At 74.7% G+C, this 15,061-nt stretch carries 14 protein-coding genes; 8 read left to right on the forward strand and 6 right to left on the reverse strand.

Annotated features, from left to right (window positions below):
* Positions 1 to 12: 12 nt before the first annotated feature.
* Positions 13 to 357: a DUF488 domain-containing protein gene (locus OOT42_RS04090; RefSeq protein ID WP_273653679.1), complete on the reverse strand. Its 345-nt coding sequence runs from the start codon at positions 355 to 357 to the stop codon at positions 13 to 15.
* Positions 358 to 506: 149 nt separating this feature from the next.
* On the opposite strand from OOT42_RS04090, the gene OOT42_RS04095 reads away from it, so the two are divergent.
* The 7 genes from OOT42_RS04095 to OOT42_RS04125 all read left to right on the forward strand — a co-directional run bounded on the left by OOT42_RS04095 (position 507) and on the right by OOT42_RS04125 (position 4,321).
* On the forward strand, positions 507 to 1,259 hold the full coding sequence (locus OOT42_RS04095; RefSeq protein ID WP_273653680.1) for a DinB family protein: 753 nt from the start codon (positions 507 to 509) through the stop codon (positions 1,257 to 1,259).
* Between the two features lie 143 nt (positions 1,260 to 1,402).
* Positions 1,403 to 1,528, forward strand: coding sequence for a hypothetical protein (locus OOT42_RS04100; protein ID WP_273653681.1), 126 nt, complete (start codon positions 1,403 to 1,405; stop codon positions 1,526 to 1,528).
* A gap of 137 nt (positions 1,529 to 1,665) precedes the next feature.
* Positions 1,666 to 1,896, forward strand: a complete 231-nt coding sequence (locus OOT42_RS04105) for a hypothetical protein (protein WP_273653682.1) — start codon at positions 1,666 to 1,668, stop codon at positions 1,894 to 1,896.
* A gap of 99 nt (positions 1,897 to 1,995) precedes the next feature.
* On the forward strand, positions 1,996 to 2,448 hold the full coding sequence (locus OOT42_RS04110; protein WP_273653683.1) for an HNH endonuclease: 453 nt from the start codon (positions 1,996 to 1,998) through the stop codon (positions 2,446 to 2,448).
* A 255-nt stretch (positions 2,449 to 2,703) separates the two neighbouring features.
* The gene (locus OOT42_RS04115; protein WP_273654772.1) at positions 2,704 to 3,183 is read left to right on the forward strand and encodes a GNAT family N-acetyltransferase; all 480 of its coding nucleotides are present in this window, start codon (positions 2,704 to 2,706) and stop codon (positions 3,181 to 3,183) included.
* 136 nt (positions 3,184 to 3,319) lie between these two features.
* Positions 3,320 to 3,946 (forward strand): class I SAM-dependent methyltransferase, encoded by a 627-nt coding sequence (locus OOT42_RS04120; RefSeq protein WP_273654773.1) that lies wholly within the window; start codon positions 3,320 to 3,322, stop codon positions 3,944 to 3,946.
* Between the two features lie 72 nt (positions 3,947 to 4,018).
* On the forward strand, positions 4,019 to 4,321 hold the full coding sequence (locus OOT42_RS04125; protein WP_273653684.1) for a hypothetical protein: 303 nt from the start codon (positions 4,019 to 4,021) through the stop codon (positions 4,319 to 4,321).
* Positions 4,322 to 4,395: 74 nt separating this feature from the next.
* Here OOT42_RS04125 and OOT42_RS04130 read toward each other — a convergent pair whose 3' ends face one another.
* From OOT42_RS04130 to OOT42_RS04150, 5 genes are all read right to left on the reverse strand, one after another.
* Positions 4,396 to 4,905, reverse strand: coding sequence for a GNAT family N-acetyltransferase (locus tag OOT42_RS04130; RefSeq protein WP_273653685.1), 510 nt, complete (start codon positions 4,903 to 4,905; stop codon positions 4,396 to 4,398).
* Positions 4,906 to 4,978: 73 nt separating this feature from the next.
* Positions 4,979 to 5,314, reverse strand: coding sequence for a YnfA family protein (locus OOT42_RS04135; protein WP_273653686.1), 336 nt, complete (start codon positions 5,312 to 5,314; stop codon positions 4,979 to 4,981).
* A gap of 33 nt (positions 5,315 to 5,347) precedes the next feature.
* On the reverse strand, positions 5,348 to 6,457 hold the full coding sequence (locus OOT42_RS04140) for a DNA glycosylase AlkZ-like family protein (RefSeq protein WP_273653687.1): 1,110 nt from the start codon (positions 6,455 to 6,457) through the stop codon (positions 5,348 to 5,350).
* Between the two features lie 103 nt (positions 6,458 to 6,560).
* Positions 6,561 to 7,661 carry a hypothetical protein gene (locus OOT42_RS04145; RefSeq protein ID WP_273653688.1) on the reverse strand — a complete coding sequence of 367 codons (1,101 nt, stop codon included), beginning with the start codon at positions 7,659 to 7,661 and terminating at the stop codon, positions 6,561 to 6,563.
* A 106-nt stretch (positions 7,662 to 7,767) separates the two neighbouring features.
* Positions 7,768 to 8,580 carry a siderophore-interacting protein gene (locus tag OOT42_RS04150; RefSeq protein ID WP_273653689.1) on the reverse strand — a complete coding sequence of 271 codons (813 nt, stop codon included), beginning with the start codon at positions 8,578 to 8,580 and terminating at the stop codon, positions 7,768 to 7,770.
* 267 nt (positions 8,581 to 8,847) lie between these two features.
* Here OOT42_RS04150 and OOT42_RS04155 point away from each other — a divergent pair, with 267 nt between their 5' ends.
* Positions 8,848 to 15,060: an Ig-like domain-containing protein gene (locus tag OOT42_RS04155; RefSeq protein ID WP_273653690.1), complete on the forward strand. Its 6,213-nt coding sequence runs from the start codon at positions 8,848 to 8,850 to the stop codon at positions 15,058 to 15,060.
* Position 15,061 lies beyond the last annotated feature (1 nt).

Below are 15,061 nucleotides of genomic sequence, written 5' to 3' on the forward strand. Positions count from 1 at the left end.
CGGTGCGGCCGGTCACGACTCCAGGACGGCGCGCAGCACCGTCGCCTGGTTGTGCTCCGGGTCCGCGGCTCCGTAGAGGAGCGTCACCACGTCGTGCGCCGCGACGACCTCCCGCAACCGGTCGAGCGCCGGGTTCTGGGCGAGCTCGGCGCGGTAGCGGCGCGCGAACTCGTCGAACAGCGGCGCCTCGTGGTGGAACCACCGCCGCAGCTCCGTCGACGGCGCGACGTCCTTGAGCCACACGTCGACGGCGGCCCGCTCCTTGGTCAGGCCGCGGGGCCACAACCGGTCGACGAGCACGCGCAGCCCGTCGTCGTCGGACGGCTCCTCGTACACCCGGCGCACACGCACGGTCACCCGCCCATCGTGCCGTGTCGGCGCCGGGTGCGACGATCGGCGGCACCGGGCGACCCCGCGACGAGGCGGTCCGACGCACGGCGGCACCACCCCCGCACCGACCCGCGCGCACGACCGTGACGCGCGACGCCCGACGACGAGGAGACGCCATGACGACGTTCGGCCCGGCCGACGACCTGCGCGGGGCGGAGTTCCGCGACACCGACCTCAGCGGCGCGCGGTTCGTGGGCGCCGACCTGTCCGGCGCGGTCCTGCGCGGCGTGCAGGTCGAGGGCGTCGAGATCGACGCCCCGTGGCTGCCCGACGGCGACACGTTCCTCGTCAACGGCGTCGACGTCATCCCGTTCGTCGAGGCCGAGCTCGACCGCCGGTTCCCCGGCCGGTCGACCCGCCGCGCCGCCGACCCCGACGGGCTGCGCGACGCGTGGGACGTGCTCCAGCGCACGTGGGACGCGACCCTCGCGCGGGTCGCCGCGATGCCCGAGGGGACGCCCGACGTGTCCGTCGCGGGGGAGTGGTCGTTCGCGCAGACGCTGCGGCACCTCGTGCTCGCGACGGACGCGTGGCTCGGGCGCTCGGTGGTCGGCCTCGCACAGCCCTTCCACCCGCTGGGCCAGCCCGGTCCGCAGGCGGAGGACGACGGCCTCGACCTGTCCCTGTTCACGACGACCACACCGACGTACGACGAGGTGCTCGCGGCCCGCGCCGACCGCGTCGCGCTCGTGCGGGACTTCCTCGCGGCCGTCACGACCGACGACCTCGCGACGCAGCACCCGCACCCGTGGGCCCCCGAGTACCCCGAGACGACGCTCTCGTGCCTGCACGTGATCCTCGAGGAGGAGTGGGAGCACCACCGGTTCGCTGTGCGCGACCTCGACGCGATCGCGGCCTCGCAGGGCTGACCGCCGGTCCGCCGCGCCGGACCGCGTGGGCGAAAACCGCTGGCCAGGAGCACACCCCGGCGCGCAGAGTACCGGGGCGCTGCGCGTGACCTCGCGCGCGGCGACCACCGTGACGGCACGACGAGCCGCGGAAGGAGGAGCCCGTGCACGACCGCACCACCGGCTGGTCGGGACGCGTCATCACCGCGTCCACCTGCGCGCTCGTCCTGCCCCGCGCCACCGACCGCCCGGAGCAGTGCGGTCGCCTGGTGAGCCCGTCGTCGACCTGACGTCCACCACGTCGACGACGGGCCGTTCCCTCACCGGGGAGCGGCCCGTCGTCGTTCGTCACCGCCCCAACCCGTCACCGCCTGAGCTCGACACGTCCGTCACCCGCCGACCGGCGACCGGAGGAGAGGAGACCGCCATGGTCCGCATCGTCAACCAGTCCCTGACCACCACCCACGCGCCGATCTCCGACGCCGACGCCCGCCGCGCCGCGCGACGCCTCGCCCGCACCGCCGCGCGCAACCCGCTGCGCCGTGTCCGCGTCGACTGCGAGCCGCACGCCGTCCGCGACCCGCTCGCTGTCCTGGGCGACCGCGTCTGGTGCGACCGGCACGCCGACTGGGCGACGGTCGTCGAGGTCACCGAGTAGCGCCGCCCGATCCACGGTCCGGTCCGCACGGACCACGAGAACGGTCCGCACGGACCACGAACACGGTCCGCACGGACCACGAGAGAGGAGGTGAACCCGGTGTCCGGAGTCCTGGTCCTGAACGCGGGCTACGAGCCCCTGCACCGGGTGAGCCTGCAGCACGCGGTGCGGATGCTGCACCGGCAGGTCGCGGTCGTCGAGGAGGCGGTCGCGGGCAAGCGGTTCGGCCGGTACCCGCTCCCGGCGGTGCTGCGGCTGGTCCGCTACGTGCAGATGCGCTGGCGGCACCAGGGCGGCGTCCCGACGTGGTCGCGGGCCGGCGTGCTGCGGCGTGACGGCCACGTGTGCGCGTACTGCGGGACGGGCGGCGCGAGCACGGTCGACCACGTCGTGCCGCGGTCGCGGACCGCCGACCCGAACACGTGGCTCAACACGGTGGCGTGCTGCGGCCGGTGCAACAACCGCAAGCGTGACCGGACCCCCGACGAGGCCGGCATGCGGCTGCGGTACGCGCCGCGCGTGCCGTCGCACGCCGAGCTCCTCCAGCACTGACGACGGACCGCTCCCGGACGGGGGCGGTCCGTCGTCGTGCGTCGCCGCGGACCTGGGCGGCCGCGCGACGCGGGGTGGTCAGCCCGCAGCCGCGCGGGCCTGCGCGAACGGGAGCCGGTCGACGACGGTCGTCACGCGACCCGCCGGCGACGCGCACCGCTCCGCGCCCGGCGCATGCCGGACGACAGATGCGTCCGGTGGCAGGATCCCCGCGTGACACCGCCCTCGACGAGCCCCGCGATCGCCCTCGCACCGATGACCGAGGCGCACTGGCCCCGCGTCGCGGCGATCTACGCCGCGGGGATCGCGACCGGCCAGGCGACCTTCGCCGCGGAGGTGCCGTCGTGGGAGGAGTTCGACGCCGGCAAGCACCCCGGGCTGCGCTGGGTCGCGGTCGACGGCGACGCGGTGCTCGGGTGGGTCGCCGTGTCGCCCGTGTCGGCACGGGCCGTCTACTCCGGGGTCGTCGAGGTCTCGGTCTACGTCGACCCCGCGGCGCACGGCCGCGGCGTCGGGCGGCTGCTGCTCGAGCGGCTGCTGGTCGAGGCGCCCGCCCAGGGCGTATGGACCGTGCAGGCGGGCGTCTTCCCGGAGAACACCGCGAGCCTCGCGCTGCACACCGCGGTCGGGTTCCGCGTCGTCGGCACGCGCGAGCGCCTCGGGCGGATGACGTTCGGGCCGTTCGCGGGCCGGTGGCGCGACGTCGTCCTGCTGGAGCGCCGGCTCGACGACTGACCGTCGCACGCCGGCTGGGGGCCGCGGACCTGTCGGCCGGTCGGGCGACGCACGCGGACCTCACCCGGTCTCCGCTTGACGACCGGCGCACCGCGCGTTTGCCTGGCGAGGTCGGCATCAGGAGAGCGGGGTGGCGATGACCGGTCAGCACGTCGCGTACTGGGACGCGCAGGCGGCCTCGTACGACCGTGTCACGGCATGGGCCGAGCGTCGCCTGCTCGCCGACGCGCGCGCCTGGGTCGGCGAGCGCGCGCACGGGCGGACGCTCGACGTCGGCGTCGGGACCGGCGCCAACCTCCCGCACCTCGTCGGGCACGCCGACAGCCTGTGCGGCGTCGACCAGAGCGGCGCGATGCTCGACCTCGCCCGGCGCCGGGCCGGGACGCTCGGCGCGGACGTCGAGCTCGTGCAGGGCGACGCGGCGGCCCTGCCGTGGCCCGACGCGTCCTTCGACACCGTCGTGTGCACGTTCGCGCTGTGCTGCGTCGACGACGAGCTCGCCGTGCTGCTCGAGCTCGCGCGCGTCGTGCGCCCCGACGGGGCGGTGCTGCTGGCCGACCACGTCGAGTCGTCGTCGGGGGTGCTCCGCGCGGGCCAGAGCCTGCTCGACGCCGTGGAGCGGCGGCACGGCGAACGGTTCCGCCGTCGACCGCTGCTGCGTCTGCCCGAGGCGGGCCTCGCCGCGATCGAGCAGGAGGCGTCGCGGTACCGCCTCGTCGAGCGCGTCGCCGCACGTCGCGAGCGTCGCGCACGCCGGCACTGACCGCCGCGCGCACCTCGCCCGCACTCCCGCCCGTGACCTCCGGCATTGCCCGGTCCGCCCACCCTCCGTACGGTGACCGCCGGCAGTCGGCCGGTCGAGGAGCGAGGAGGTGCGCGCGTGCGGTGCTCGGCCCCCGGTGACGCGCGCGACGGCGGCGTCGTCGGCCAGGACGTCGCCGAGCAGGCGCGCGAGCGCGCCGGCGTGACGCTGCCCGAGCAGGCGCAGGACGCGGGTGAGCGGGCGCAGGGCGCGGGCGAGCAGGGCGACGCGTCGCAGGCCGGCGGTGCGTCCGCCGAGCACCGCCCGCAGGTCACCCCGCCGGTGACGCCGCCCGTGGGTGGCCCGGCCGCCGGCGGCGCCGGCGCGCAGGGCTGACCCCCCGGCGGGGAGCACGACCCCGCCGCGGACGGCGGGCCGACCTTCCCCTGATGTCGGCCCGCCGTCCGGTGTCAGGGCCCGGTGCGGTCGCCTGCGGGGACCGGCTGCTCGAGGAGGACGTTGCGGTGCGTCCCGAAGTCGCGCTCGCCGACGGCGACGAACCCCTGGCCCTCGTAGTAGCGGCGCAGCGCGGGGTTGCTGGTGCGGCAGTCGAGGCGGAACCGCGCGACGCCGGCCTCACGGCCATGCGCGGCGGCCCAGTCGAGGAGCGCGCCGCCGAGCCCGTCGCCCGACCGGCGTCGGGCCACCATCAGGCCGTGCACGTAGACCGCGGGCGTCGCGTCGTCGCCCCAGAAGTCCGGGTCGGACCACAGGAGCCGGATCGTCGCCGCCAGGCCGTGCGCGTCGCGGACCACCCACCACTCGCCCGCGGCGACCTGCGCCTCGACGCGGTCGCGGGGGAGCGATCCTCGCGGCCACTGGTCGACGCCGCGGTCGGCCATCCAGTCCTCGAGGTCACGACGCAGCGCGTGGATCTCGTCGACGTCGGCGGACCGGGCGGGGACGGGGGTCAGGGGCACGTCCCGACGATAGGCGCCGGTCCGCGGGCCGGGCGCGGCGGGTCGCGTCGCGGGACGGCTCTCCCCCCGGGAGTCAGCCGCTGCGGGGCGCGTACATGATGATCGCGACGCCCAGCAGGCAGACGAGGGCACCGATCACGTCGTAGCGGTCGGGCCGGAACCCGTCGACGAGCATCCCCCAGGCGAGCGACCCGGCGACGAAGACCCCTCCGTAGGCGGCGAGGATGCGGCCGAAGTGCGCGTCGGGCTGCAGCGTCGCGACGAACCCGTAGACGCCGAGCGCCATGACTCCCGCGCCGATCCACACCCAGCCGCGGTGCTCACGCACGCCCTGCCAGACGAGCCACGCACCGCCGATCTCGGCGACGGCGGCGGCGACGAACAGGACGAGGGACCTCAGGACCGTCACGCGCGCATCCTCGCAGGAGTGCGGCCCGTGCCGTCAGGACGCGTGCGTGCGCGCGCCGAGGTGCAGGTCGAGGCCGAGCCAGCGGGCGAGGTCCTCGAGCTCGTCCGCGACGTCGGCCCGGACCGCCGGTCGCCACGGGACGTCCTCGTGCACCGCGTGGACCCGCAGGACCCCCGCGGCGTGGTCGGCGGTCGCGTCGACCTTGCCGACGAGCCGGTCGCCGTGCAGCACGGGCAGCGCGTAGTAGCCCCAGCGGCGGGCGGCGGCGGGCTTGTACATCTCGAGCGCGTAGTCGAACTCGAAGAGCTCGACCATGCGCTTGCGGTCCTGGACCAGCCGGTCGAACGGCGACAGGAGCGCGGCGCGGCCCTCGAACGGCGCGTCGAGCAGCGTCGGGTCGACGCGCCACTCGCCGCGCACCCCGTCGACGACCGCCGGCTCCCCGGCCTCGCCGACGTCGACGGGCTCCACCGGGCACTCGGGTCCGCGTGCCCGCGCGATGCCGAGCGCGTGGAGCCGACGCTCGTCACGCCGCCGCCGCGCCTCCTCGACGGGCACGGGCGGGTCGTCGGGGTAGATGCGCTCGGCCAGGTCCCAGAGCCGGTCCCGGCCACGGCGCCCTGCGGCGGCCACCTCGCCCGCCTGCACCATGAGGTCGAGCATCATCGGGACGTTCCGGTCCCGGTTCCAGCCGCTCGACCGCCACGGGCGGACCGTCGTGTCGGGCAGCTCGCGCGCGGTCAGCGGGCCGTCTCCGCGCAGCGCGTCGAGGATGTCCTGCCGGCACGCGGCGTTGTCGCGCAGCCACCGGGCCTGCGCATGCGCCCAGTCCTTGGCGTCCGGCCCGGGCCATGCGGCCATCTCGGCGGTGTAGAGCGCGAGGTCCTCGGCCGGCCGGATCATGCCCTGCACGTCGACGAGCGTGAGGTCGTCGACCGCGTCGGCGAGCTCGTCGGGGTCGTACCGGGAACCGATCCGGCTCCACAGCACGAGGTCGGCGCTCGGCGCGACCGCCTTGGTGTGGTCGACCTGCAGCATCGTCAGCCCGCGCGCGACCGTGAGGACGTCGGTCGGCCGCGGCGCGGTCAGCAGCTGCGCGCGCACGGCGACGCGTCGGGCGTCGGCACGTGACAGGTGGTGCACCGCACCGACGCTACGACGCACCTCCGACAACGCGGCGCTGAGCGGGGTGCCGAGGGCCGGCGTGGCCGGTGCCGTCGGCCGACCCGACCGTCCCGCGTGGACGTCAGACGGTGACGTCGACCCCTCGGTCCGCGACCGCGGGCGGGTCCGCCGGGCGCCGCGCGGTGGCCCGCCCGACGACGAGCAGGGCGAGCAGCGCCGGGACCCACCCGTACAGCAGCCCGGCGGCGCCACCGTCGGTCGGGCCGTAGAGCAGCGTCTGCTGCACGTACCAGCGGCCGTCACCGGCAGGGTCGAGGCCCAGGCCGACCAGCACGGTCGGGATCGCGCCCACGAGCGCCGCGACGACGCACGACAGCCACACGGCCAGGACCAGGACGAGCCGCCCGCCGGGCAGCGTGGTTGCGCGGGCCGCGACGTAGGTGAGCGCGCCGGCGATCGTGCCGACGAGCGCCCCGCACACGAGCAGCGCCCCGGGGGACGCGTCGGCGGCGGTCGTGACGGGTGCGAGCCAGTCGGCGGCGGTGGAGACCGTGGCCGCGAGCTCCGAGCGCGCCGTCGTGACGTGCTCGGCGACCGTGCGGTCGACCCACCCGTGCACCCCGGCCGCGACCGCCCACCCCAGGCCGACGACGGCGCCGACGACGACCGCGGCGCGCAGCGCCCCGGAGGCGGGCGCGACGGCGGGGCCTTGGTCCGCGTCACCGGTCGCCCGCTCCAGCCGCCGTGCGAGCGCGACCGTCGCGAGCCCGACGACCCAGCCGTAGGTCGCTCCCCAGGCGGCGCCGACCCGGACCGGGTCGAGCATGGCGACCCGCAGCGTCGGGACGAGGCCCTCGTGCCGCAGCACCGGGGACAGGATCATGACCGACGACGTGAGGACCGCGACGACGCCGCCGGCGGCCGCCGCGAACCAGACGGCGAGCACGCGGGGGGCGAAGCCGGTGCGCGCGGCGCCGGCACCGGAGAGCGCGAGCGCGGCCACCGCGACGACCAGCGCGACGGCGGCGGCCACGTGCCACGGCTCGAGGACGCCGTACTGCACCAGGGAGAGCCCGGACGTGGCCGGTGCGACGAAGCCGACGACGCCGGCCGGCACCCCTGCGCGCACGAGCAGCGCGTGCACCGCGGCAGCCCCCAGCCAGAGCGCGAGGGAGAGGAAGCCCGCGACGAGCGCCGGGAGGAGTGTCCGCTTCGACAGCATTTGCGCGACGGTAGCAGCGGGCGGGACGCGGCACGGCGGATCCCGACCTCACGTCCCCCCGTCAGGTGAACGGGACCGGGCGGACGTGGCCGGCGGGCCGCGGGGATCAGGACGGGGCGCGCGTGCCGGCCTTCCAGTAGCCGCAGAAGGTGACGTGGGTCTTGGGGACGCCGCGCTCGTTGACGAGGAACCGCCGGGTGCCGGTCGCGAGCCGGGACTCGCCGACGGCGAAGGCGGCGACGGTGCCGTCGGACCACGGGAGCGCGCGCAGCGCCGCCAGGGCGAGCTCGCCGACGGGCTCGCTGCCGGCGCGGGGGAGCCAGTGCACGGTCACGCCGTCGGGAGCGTCGACGGGCTGGGCGTCGGCGGCGTCGATGAGCTCGACGAACGCGTCGCCGACGGTGTCGCGGGGGAGGTCGCGCAGGATGCCGGCGACCGCGGGGAGGCCGCTCTCGTCGGCGACGAGCAGGACGCGGTCGGCGGGGACGTGCACCCACCCGCAGCCCTGGTCGATGAACGCGACGTCGACGCCGGGCTGCGCGGCCTCGGCCCAGGGGCCGCCGACGCCGACGGGGCCGTGGCAGACGAAGTCGATGTCGACCTCGGGCGTCCCGTCGGGGCCGTCGGGGCGGTGGTCGCGGATCGTGTAGCTGCGGATCACCGGGCGTGTGGCCTTGGGCAGCGTGAGGAAGCGCAGGTAGGCGCGGGTGTCGAACCGGTCGGACATGTTGTCGAACCGGGTGTCGTCCCGCACCGGGATCGCCAGCCGGACCCACTGGTCGAAGCCGCGGTACTCGAACCGGCGCAGGTCCTCGCCGCCGAGGGTCACGCGGACCATGTGCGGGGTGACGCGCTCGGCGCGCACGACGGATGCGTGCACGAGCCCGCTGGGGGCGTGGGTGACGGCGATCTGGGGCACGACGGGCTCCCGCGGGTGGGCGACTGAGGTCCGCCTAACTTAGCCAGGCCTCACTACGGCGCCAAGAGTCGTCTCAGGGTCGCTCTCACCGGCCCGGTGCGCCGGTCGGAGGGCGCGACCTGCGAGGTCGCCACCGAAAACTCCGAAAACACCGAAACCCATTGCGGCCCGGTGGCGTGCCATGTCAGTCTCGCCAGGAACCTCGCATTCTCAACGTAGAGAGGCGTTTCGGACGTGAGATATCCCCGCGTGGCACGCAGGCGTGCCGTGGTTCCCTCCCTGACCGCACTCGCCGTCGTCGCCGTGGGGCTCGTCCCCGTCGCCGCCGCGGCCGTACCGGGCGACGAGACGCCGCAGAGCAGCCTCGGCTACCCGACGTTCCGCGGCTCCGACGCGCCCGTGCCGCCGACAGGCGTCGACTACGCGCCGTCGCCCTACCTGCAGCGGGTCTTCGACGCCGACGTGGCCGCCGGTGCGGGCAGCGCGCCCGGGAACGACTTCTGGGTCGACCGCACGCTCGCGCGCACGGGCCCGGCGTTCGACGGCACCGAGAACCTCGTCGCGTTCACGCGCGGGCGGGCCGTGTTCATGAAGACGCACCAGCCCGCCCGGCTCGGCTGGGACGGTGACGTCGCGTACTGGGAGTCGCTCGGCGGCGGCGGGGCGTTCACGTTCACCGTGCAGGCGGGCGGCGAGGCCGTGACGCTCACCGAGCAGGCGTCGCTGCGGCGCCAGACGCCGTCGTACTTCCAGTCGGTCTTCACAGGCGGCGGGCTGCGGCTGACGCAGACGAAGTTCATCACCGACCAGGACGTCATGGTCGCGGACGTCGAGGTCACCGACACCTCGGGCGCCGCGCGCGACGTGCGGCTCTCCGCGACGTCGCCGCAGGCGCGCACGGTCGAGGGCGACGAGCTCGTCGGGACCGTGCGCGCGTTCAACAACCTCACGACGATCACGCCGCGGCTGTCGGGCGACGGCTTCACCGCCGACGCCGCGTCGGACGCGCTCGTGCGTGACCTCGCGGTGCCCGCGAACGGCTCCGCGACGACCAAGCTCCAGCTCGGCATGCTCACCGACGAGCGCCCGCAGACGGCGGCCGAGTACGCGGCCTACCGCGCCGCGAGCCCCGCCGAGGCGTTCACGACGCACGTCACCGCGTACAACCGCTGGTGGGCTCTCAACATCCCCTATCTCGACACACCGTCGGACGACATCGACAAGACGCTGCTGTACCGCTGGTGGCTCATGCGGTTCAACTACCTCGACGCGGACATCCCGGGGAACGACTACCAGTTCCCGACGTCGATGGAGGGCGTGCTCGGCTACAACAACGCGATCGTGCTGACGGTCGGCATGTTCGTCGACGACCTCAAGTACTTCCGCGACCCGACGTACGCCTACGGGCCCGCGCTCGCGGTCGGCGAGACGTCGAAGCGCGGGAAGTTCGTCGACAACCCGGGCGACCCGGCGAACTGGTCGAACTCGTACACGCAGTACATCACCGAGGCCGCGTGGCGGGCCTACGAGCTGCACGGCGGACCGGGCGCGATCGGCTCGACGCTCGGGCAGCACTCGATGGACGACGTCGAGGGCCTGCTGGAGGCGTACGACGGCAACGGCAACGACCTCATCGAGTACTCGTGGGGCGCGATGACGGGCAACGACGCCGACGCGGTGTCGTTCCACTGGCCCGGGCACGGCGCGAACATGGACCGCACCGAGAGCGCGTACCTGTACTCGAACGCGAAGGCCGCGGCGGAGTTCTTCCGCGTCGCGGGGCAGACCGAGAAGGCCGACCACATGGAGGCGCTCGCGGAGCGCGTCAAGGCCGCGGTCCTCGAGTACCTGTGGGAGCCCGCGCAGACGACGCCCGACAAGGTCGGCCTGTACGGGAACCTGCTCAAGCACCGCATGACGCAGGACGGGACGCTCAACCCGTACAAGGAGATCAACAACTACTACCCGTTCACCGTCGGCCTCATGCCGAAGCCCGGTGACCCGGATTACGACCAGCCGTACACCGAGGCGTTGCGGCTGTTCGCGGACGCCGACCAGTACCCGGTCTTCCCGTTCTTCACGGCGAACCAGGTCGACAAGGCGGACTCGCCCGAGGAGGGGTCGAACAACTTCTCCGTCATCAACTCGACGGTGCTGTTCCGTATGTTCTCCTCGGTGCTGCGCGACTACCCGACGGACTACGTCACGCCGGAGATGTACAAGCAGCTCCTGTACTGGAACGCGTTCGCGCACTACCAGGGCGGGGACAACCGGCTGCCGAACCAGAACGAGTTCTGGGCGAACGGCTCCGCGGCCGACGGCGGGTCGATCGGGTACCGCTCGTGGATCCACCACACGATCCTCGGCGCGACCAACTTCACGGTCATCGAGGACGCGATGGGCCTGCGCAGCCGGGCCGACGGCAAGATCGAGCTCGACCCGATCGACATCGACTGGCCGTATTTCACGGCGAACAACGTCCGCTACCACGACCGCGACCTCACGGTGACGTGGGACGAGACGGGTGACCACTACGGCGCTGACGTGCCCGCCGGTTACTCCGTCTTCCTCGACGGCGAGCTCGCGTTCACGGTCGACGACCTGTCGCACGTCGTCTACGACCCGGCGACCGGGTCGGTCGAGGTGCTCGAGGGCGACGCGGCCGTCGTGACCGCGAACGCCGCCGATCTCGCGACGGCCTCCGACGTGCGCTTCGCCGACGGCGACCGCGTCGTGGACGTGTTCGCCAAGGCGGGCACCGACATCGCGACCGCGTCGACGGGCTCGGCGAACCTCGCCGCGGGCCGCCCGGTCACGGCGTCGTTCTCCGCGTCGGGCCGCGCGCCTGAGGGCGCCGTCGACGGGACCACCGTCAACGAGCCGTTCTGGGGGACGGCCGGCTCGCCGAACGCGACCGACTCGATCGAGGTGTCGCTCGACGGCACGCAGGCGGTCGACGACGTGCGCGTCTCCTTCTACCGCTCATCCTCCAGCGCGACCGTGCAGGGCTACGCGGCACCGGAGCTGTTCACGGTCGAGTACCACGACGCCGCCGGCTGGCACCCCGTCCCGGGGCAGGCGCGGTCGCCCGTCTACTCGACGGCCAACCTCAACCGCGTGCAGTTCCCCGAGGTGCAGGCCGACGCGCTGCGCGTGACCGTCCAGCACGCTGCGGGCTTCCGCACGGGCGTCAAGGAGGTGCAGGCCTTCGCGACGGGCGTCGAGGCGCCGCCGTCGACCAACGCCGCACCGAAGGTCACGGTCTACCAGGACCCGACGTTCGAGCAGCCCGCCCAGGTCCGCCTGGTCGGGACGGTGTCCGACGACGCGCAGCCGTCCGGCACGCTGACGTCGGCATGGACCGTCGTCAGCGCGCCCGAGGGTGCGCAGGCCGTCGTCGCGTCGCCCGCGCAGGCCACGACCGTCGTGCAGTTCGACACGACCGGCCGGTACGTCCTGCGGCTGACGGCCTCCGACGGTGAGCTCACGACGAGCCGTGACGTCACGGTCGACGCCGAGGTCAGCGGCACCGCCAAGACGAACGTCGCGCCCGACGCGACCGCGTCCGCGTCGGCCGTCACCGGCTGGAACCGCGTCGCCGCGATCAACGACGGCCTCGCGTCCTACCCGGTCGCCGCCGAGTCCGACGCGTGGGGCACATGGGGCACCGCCGCCGGTGCGGGCAACACGTACTGGGCCCGGCTGACGTGGCCCGAGCCCGTGCGCGTCGACGAGTCGCGGATCCTGTTCCACTCCAACCGCGACCCCGGCGGGGTCCTGCCGCCGTCGTCGTGGACGCTCGAGTACCTCGCCGACGACGGCTCGTGGCAGCCGGTGCCGGACCCCAGGGGCTACCCGACCGAGGACGGGACGTTCAACGCGGTGACGCACGGGTCGGTGACGACGACGTCGCTGCGCGCGACGCTCGTCCGCAACGGGTCGTCGTACCCCGGCATCATCGAGTGGCAGGCGCTCGCGGAGGAGCCGGTCGCGGTCGAGGACGTGTCCGTCCGGACGCTCGTCGGGGTCGCGCCGGTGCTGCCGCCGTCCGTCGAGGTCGTCTTCGCCGACGGGTCCCGCGTCGAGCGGGCGGTCGACTGGCAGGACGTGCCCGCCGACGCGTACGCCGCGCAGGGTGAGTTCACGGTCCCCGGCTTCGTCGCGGGCACCGCGAGGCTGGCCCGGGCGACGGTCTTCGTCCGGCCGACCGACGCCGTGCAGATCAACACCTTCGAGCCCGCCCCGGTGACCACGGTCGCCGGGACGGCCCCGGTGCTGCCGGCCCGCGTCGTGGCGACGTACAACGACGGCTCCGAGGCGTCGCTGCCGGTCACGTGGGACGCGGTCGACCCGTCGTCCTACGCCTCTCCCGGGGAGTTCACGGTCGAGGGGACCGTCGCGGGCACCGACAAGCGGCCGACAGCCGTGGTCACCGTGACGTCCGGCGCGCCGCAGGCGCCCGTGGTCACGCTGACCACCGACCCCGAGCGTCCGGCGTCCGGCTGGTTCACCGGCCCGGTGGCCGTGACGGTCACCGCGACCGACGACACCGACCCGTCGCCGACGGTCGAGGCGCAGGTCGATGGGGGTGCGTGGACCGCCGTGACCGGACCGGTCACGGTGAGCGGCGACGGGCGGCACACCGTCCGCGGCCGCGCCACGGACTCGGGTGGGCTCGTCTCGCCGGTCCAGTCCGCCGCGGTCGACATCGACGGCACCGCTCCCGTCGTCACCGCGAGCTTCGACGAGTCCCGGCGCCGCCTCACCCTGGCGACGACCGAGACCGGCTCGGGCGTGGCGTCGACCGAGTACCGCGTCGACGGCGGCGCGTGGACGGCGTACGGCACGGGCGCGACGATCGCCACCGCGGCGACCGTCGAGTACCGCGCCACCGACCGGGCAGGCAACGTCTCGGCCGTCGGTTCGCTGGCGGTGCCGGCGCCCGACCCGAACGCACCCGTCAACATCGCCCCGAACGCGGCCGTGAGCGTCTCCGCCACGACCACGTGGAACCGCGCCGCGGGCATCACCGACGGCGTCGCGAACCACCCGGTCACGTCGCAGGCGTCCGCCTGGGGCACGTGGAACATCGCGGGCGACACGCAGTGGGCGCGGCTCGACTGGCCCACGCCGGTCACGACGGACACCAGCCGGCTGCTGTTCTTCGACGACGGCGGCGGCATGCGTGCCCCCGCGTCGTGGACGCTCGAGTACCTGCTCGACGACGGGGTCACGTGGGCGCCCGTCTCGGACGCCTCGCCGTACACGACGACCGTCGGCCAGTTCGACACCGTCACGCACGCCCCGGTCACCACGACCGCGCTGCGTGCGACGCTGACGAAGCCGCCGACCGGGTGGGTGGGCATCGTCGAGTGGGAGGTCCTGAGCGCGCCCGTCGCGGCGACGGCCCTCACCGTGCCGACGGACCCGGTCACCGCCGGAGACGCGTTCGACGTGACGCTCAGCGGGGGCACGTCGGGCACCGCGTACGCGGTGACGGTCGAGCCGGGCGCGGTCGCGCTCGGGACGCTCGTCACCGACGCGCAGGGCACCGGGACGCTGCGTACGGCCCCGCTCCCGCGGGACCTCGCGGGCGGGTCGTACACCGTCCGGGCGGCCGCGGGTGACTCCGTGGTCGAGGCGCCGCTGACCGTGGTCGCCGGACCGGGGGAGGCCGTCGTCACCGCCGGGACCGTCGAGGTCGTGGGGGTGCCCACGGTCGGGCAGGTGCTGCTCGCGCAGACCGCCGGCTGGGGTCCCGAGGGTGTCGAGCTCGCGTACCAGTGGTCCGTCGGCGGCAAGGCCGTCCGTGGCGCCACCGGGGCCGAGTACACGCCGACCCAGAAGGACCTCGGCAAGACGGTCACCGTCGAGGTCACCGGGTACCTGGAGGGCTGGGAGAGCACGTCGGTCACCTCGGAACCCACCGCGGCGGTCGTGAAGCCCACCGTCCAGGCCGGGACCGCCGCCATCGCCGGGACCGCCGTCGTCGGCAGCACCGTGCGGGCGCAGACCTCGGCCTGGGCGGACGGCGTGAGGCTCGAGTACCGCTGGCTGCTCGACGGGACCGTCGTGAAGGGCGCGACGTCCAGCAGCTGGAAGGTGCCCGCGTCGGCGGCCGGCAAGGTCCTGACGGTCGAGGTCCGCGGCAGCGCCGCCGGGCACGAACCGTCGACGTGGGCCTCGTCGCCGCCGACCACCGTGCAGCCCGGCACGCTCACGGCCCGCGACGTGCGGATCGTGGGGGCGGCTCGGCCGCTGTCGGTCGTGACCGCGCTGCACGGGGTGTGGGGGCCGTTCCCGGTGCACCTGTCGTACCAGTGGTTCGCCGACGGCAAGGCCGTCAAGGGAGCGACCGCACCCGTGTACCTCGTGCGCACCGCCGACCGCGGCGCCGTCCTCACCGTCGAGGTGACCGGCACCAAGGACGGCTACAGCCCGACCACGCGCACCTCCGACGGCATCAAGGTGGGACGTTGAC

Origin of the sequence: Cellulomonas fimi, assembly GCF_028583725.1 — a bacterium.
Classification (GTDB): Bacteria; Actinomycetota; Actinomycetes; order Actinomycetales; family Cellulomonadaceae; genus Cellulomonas; species Cellulomonas fimi_B.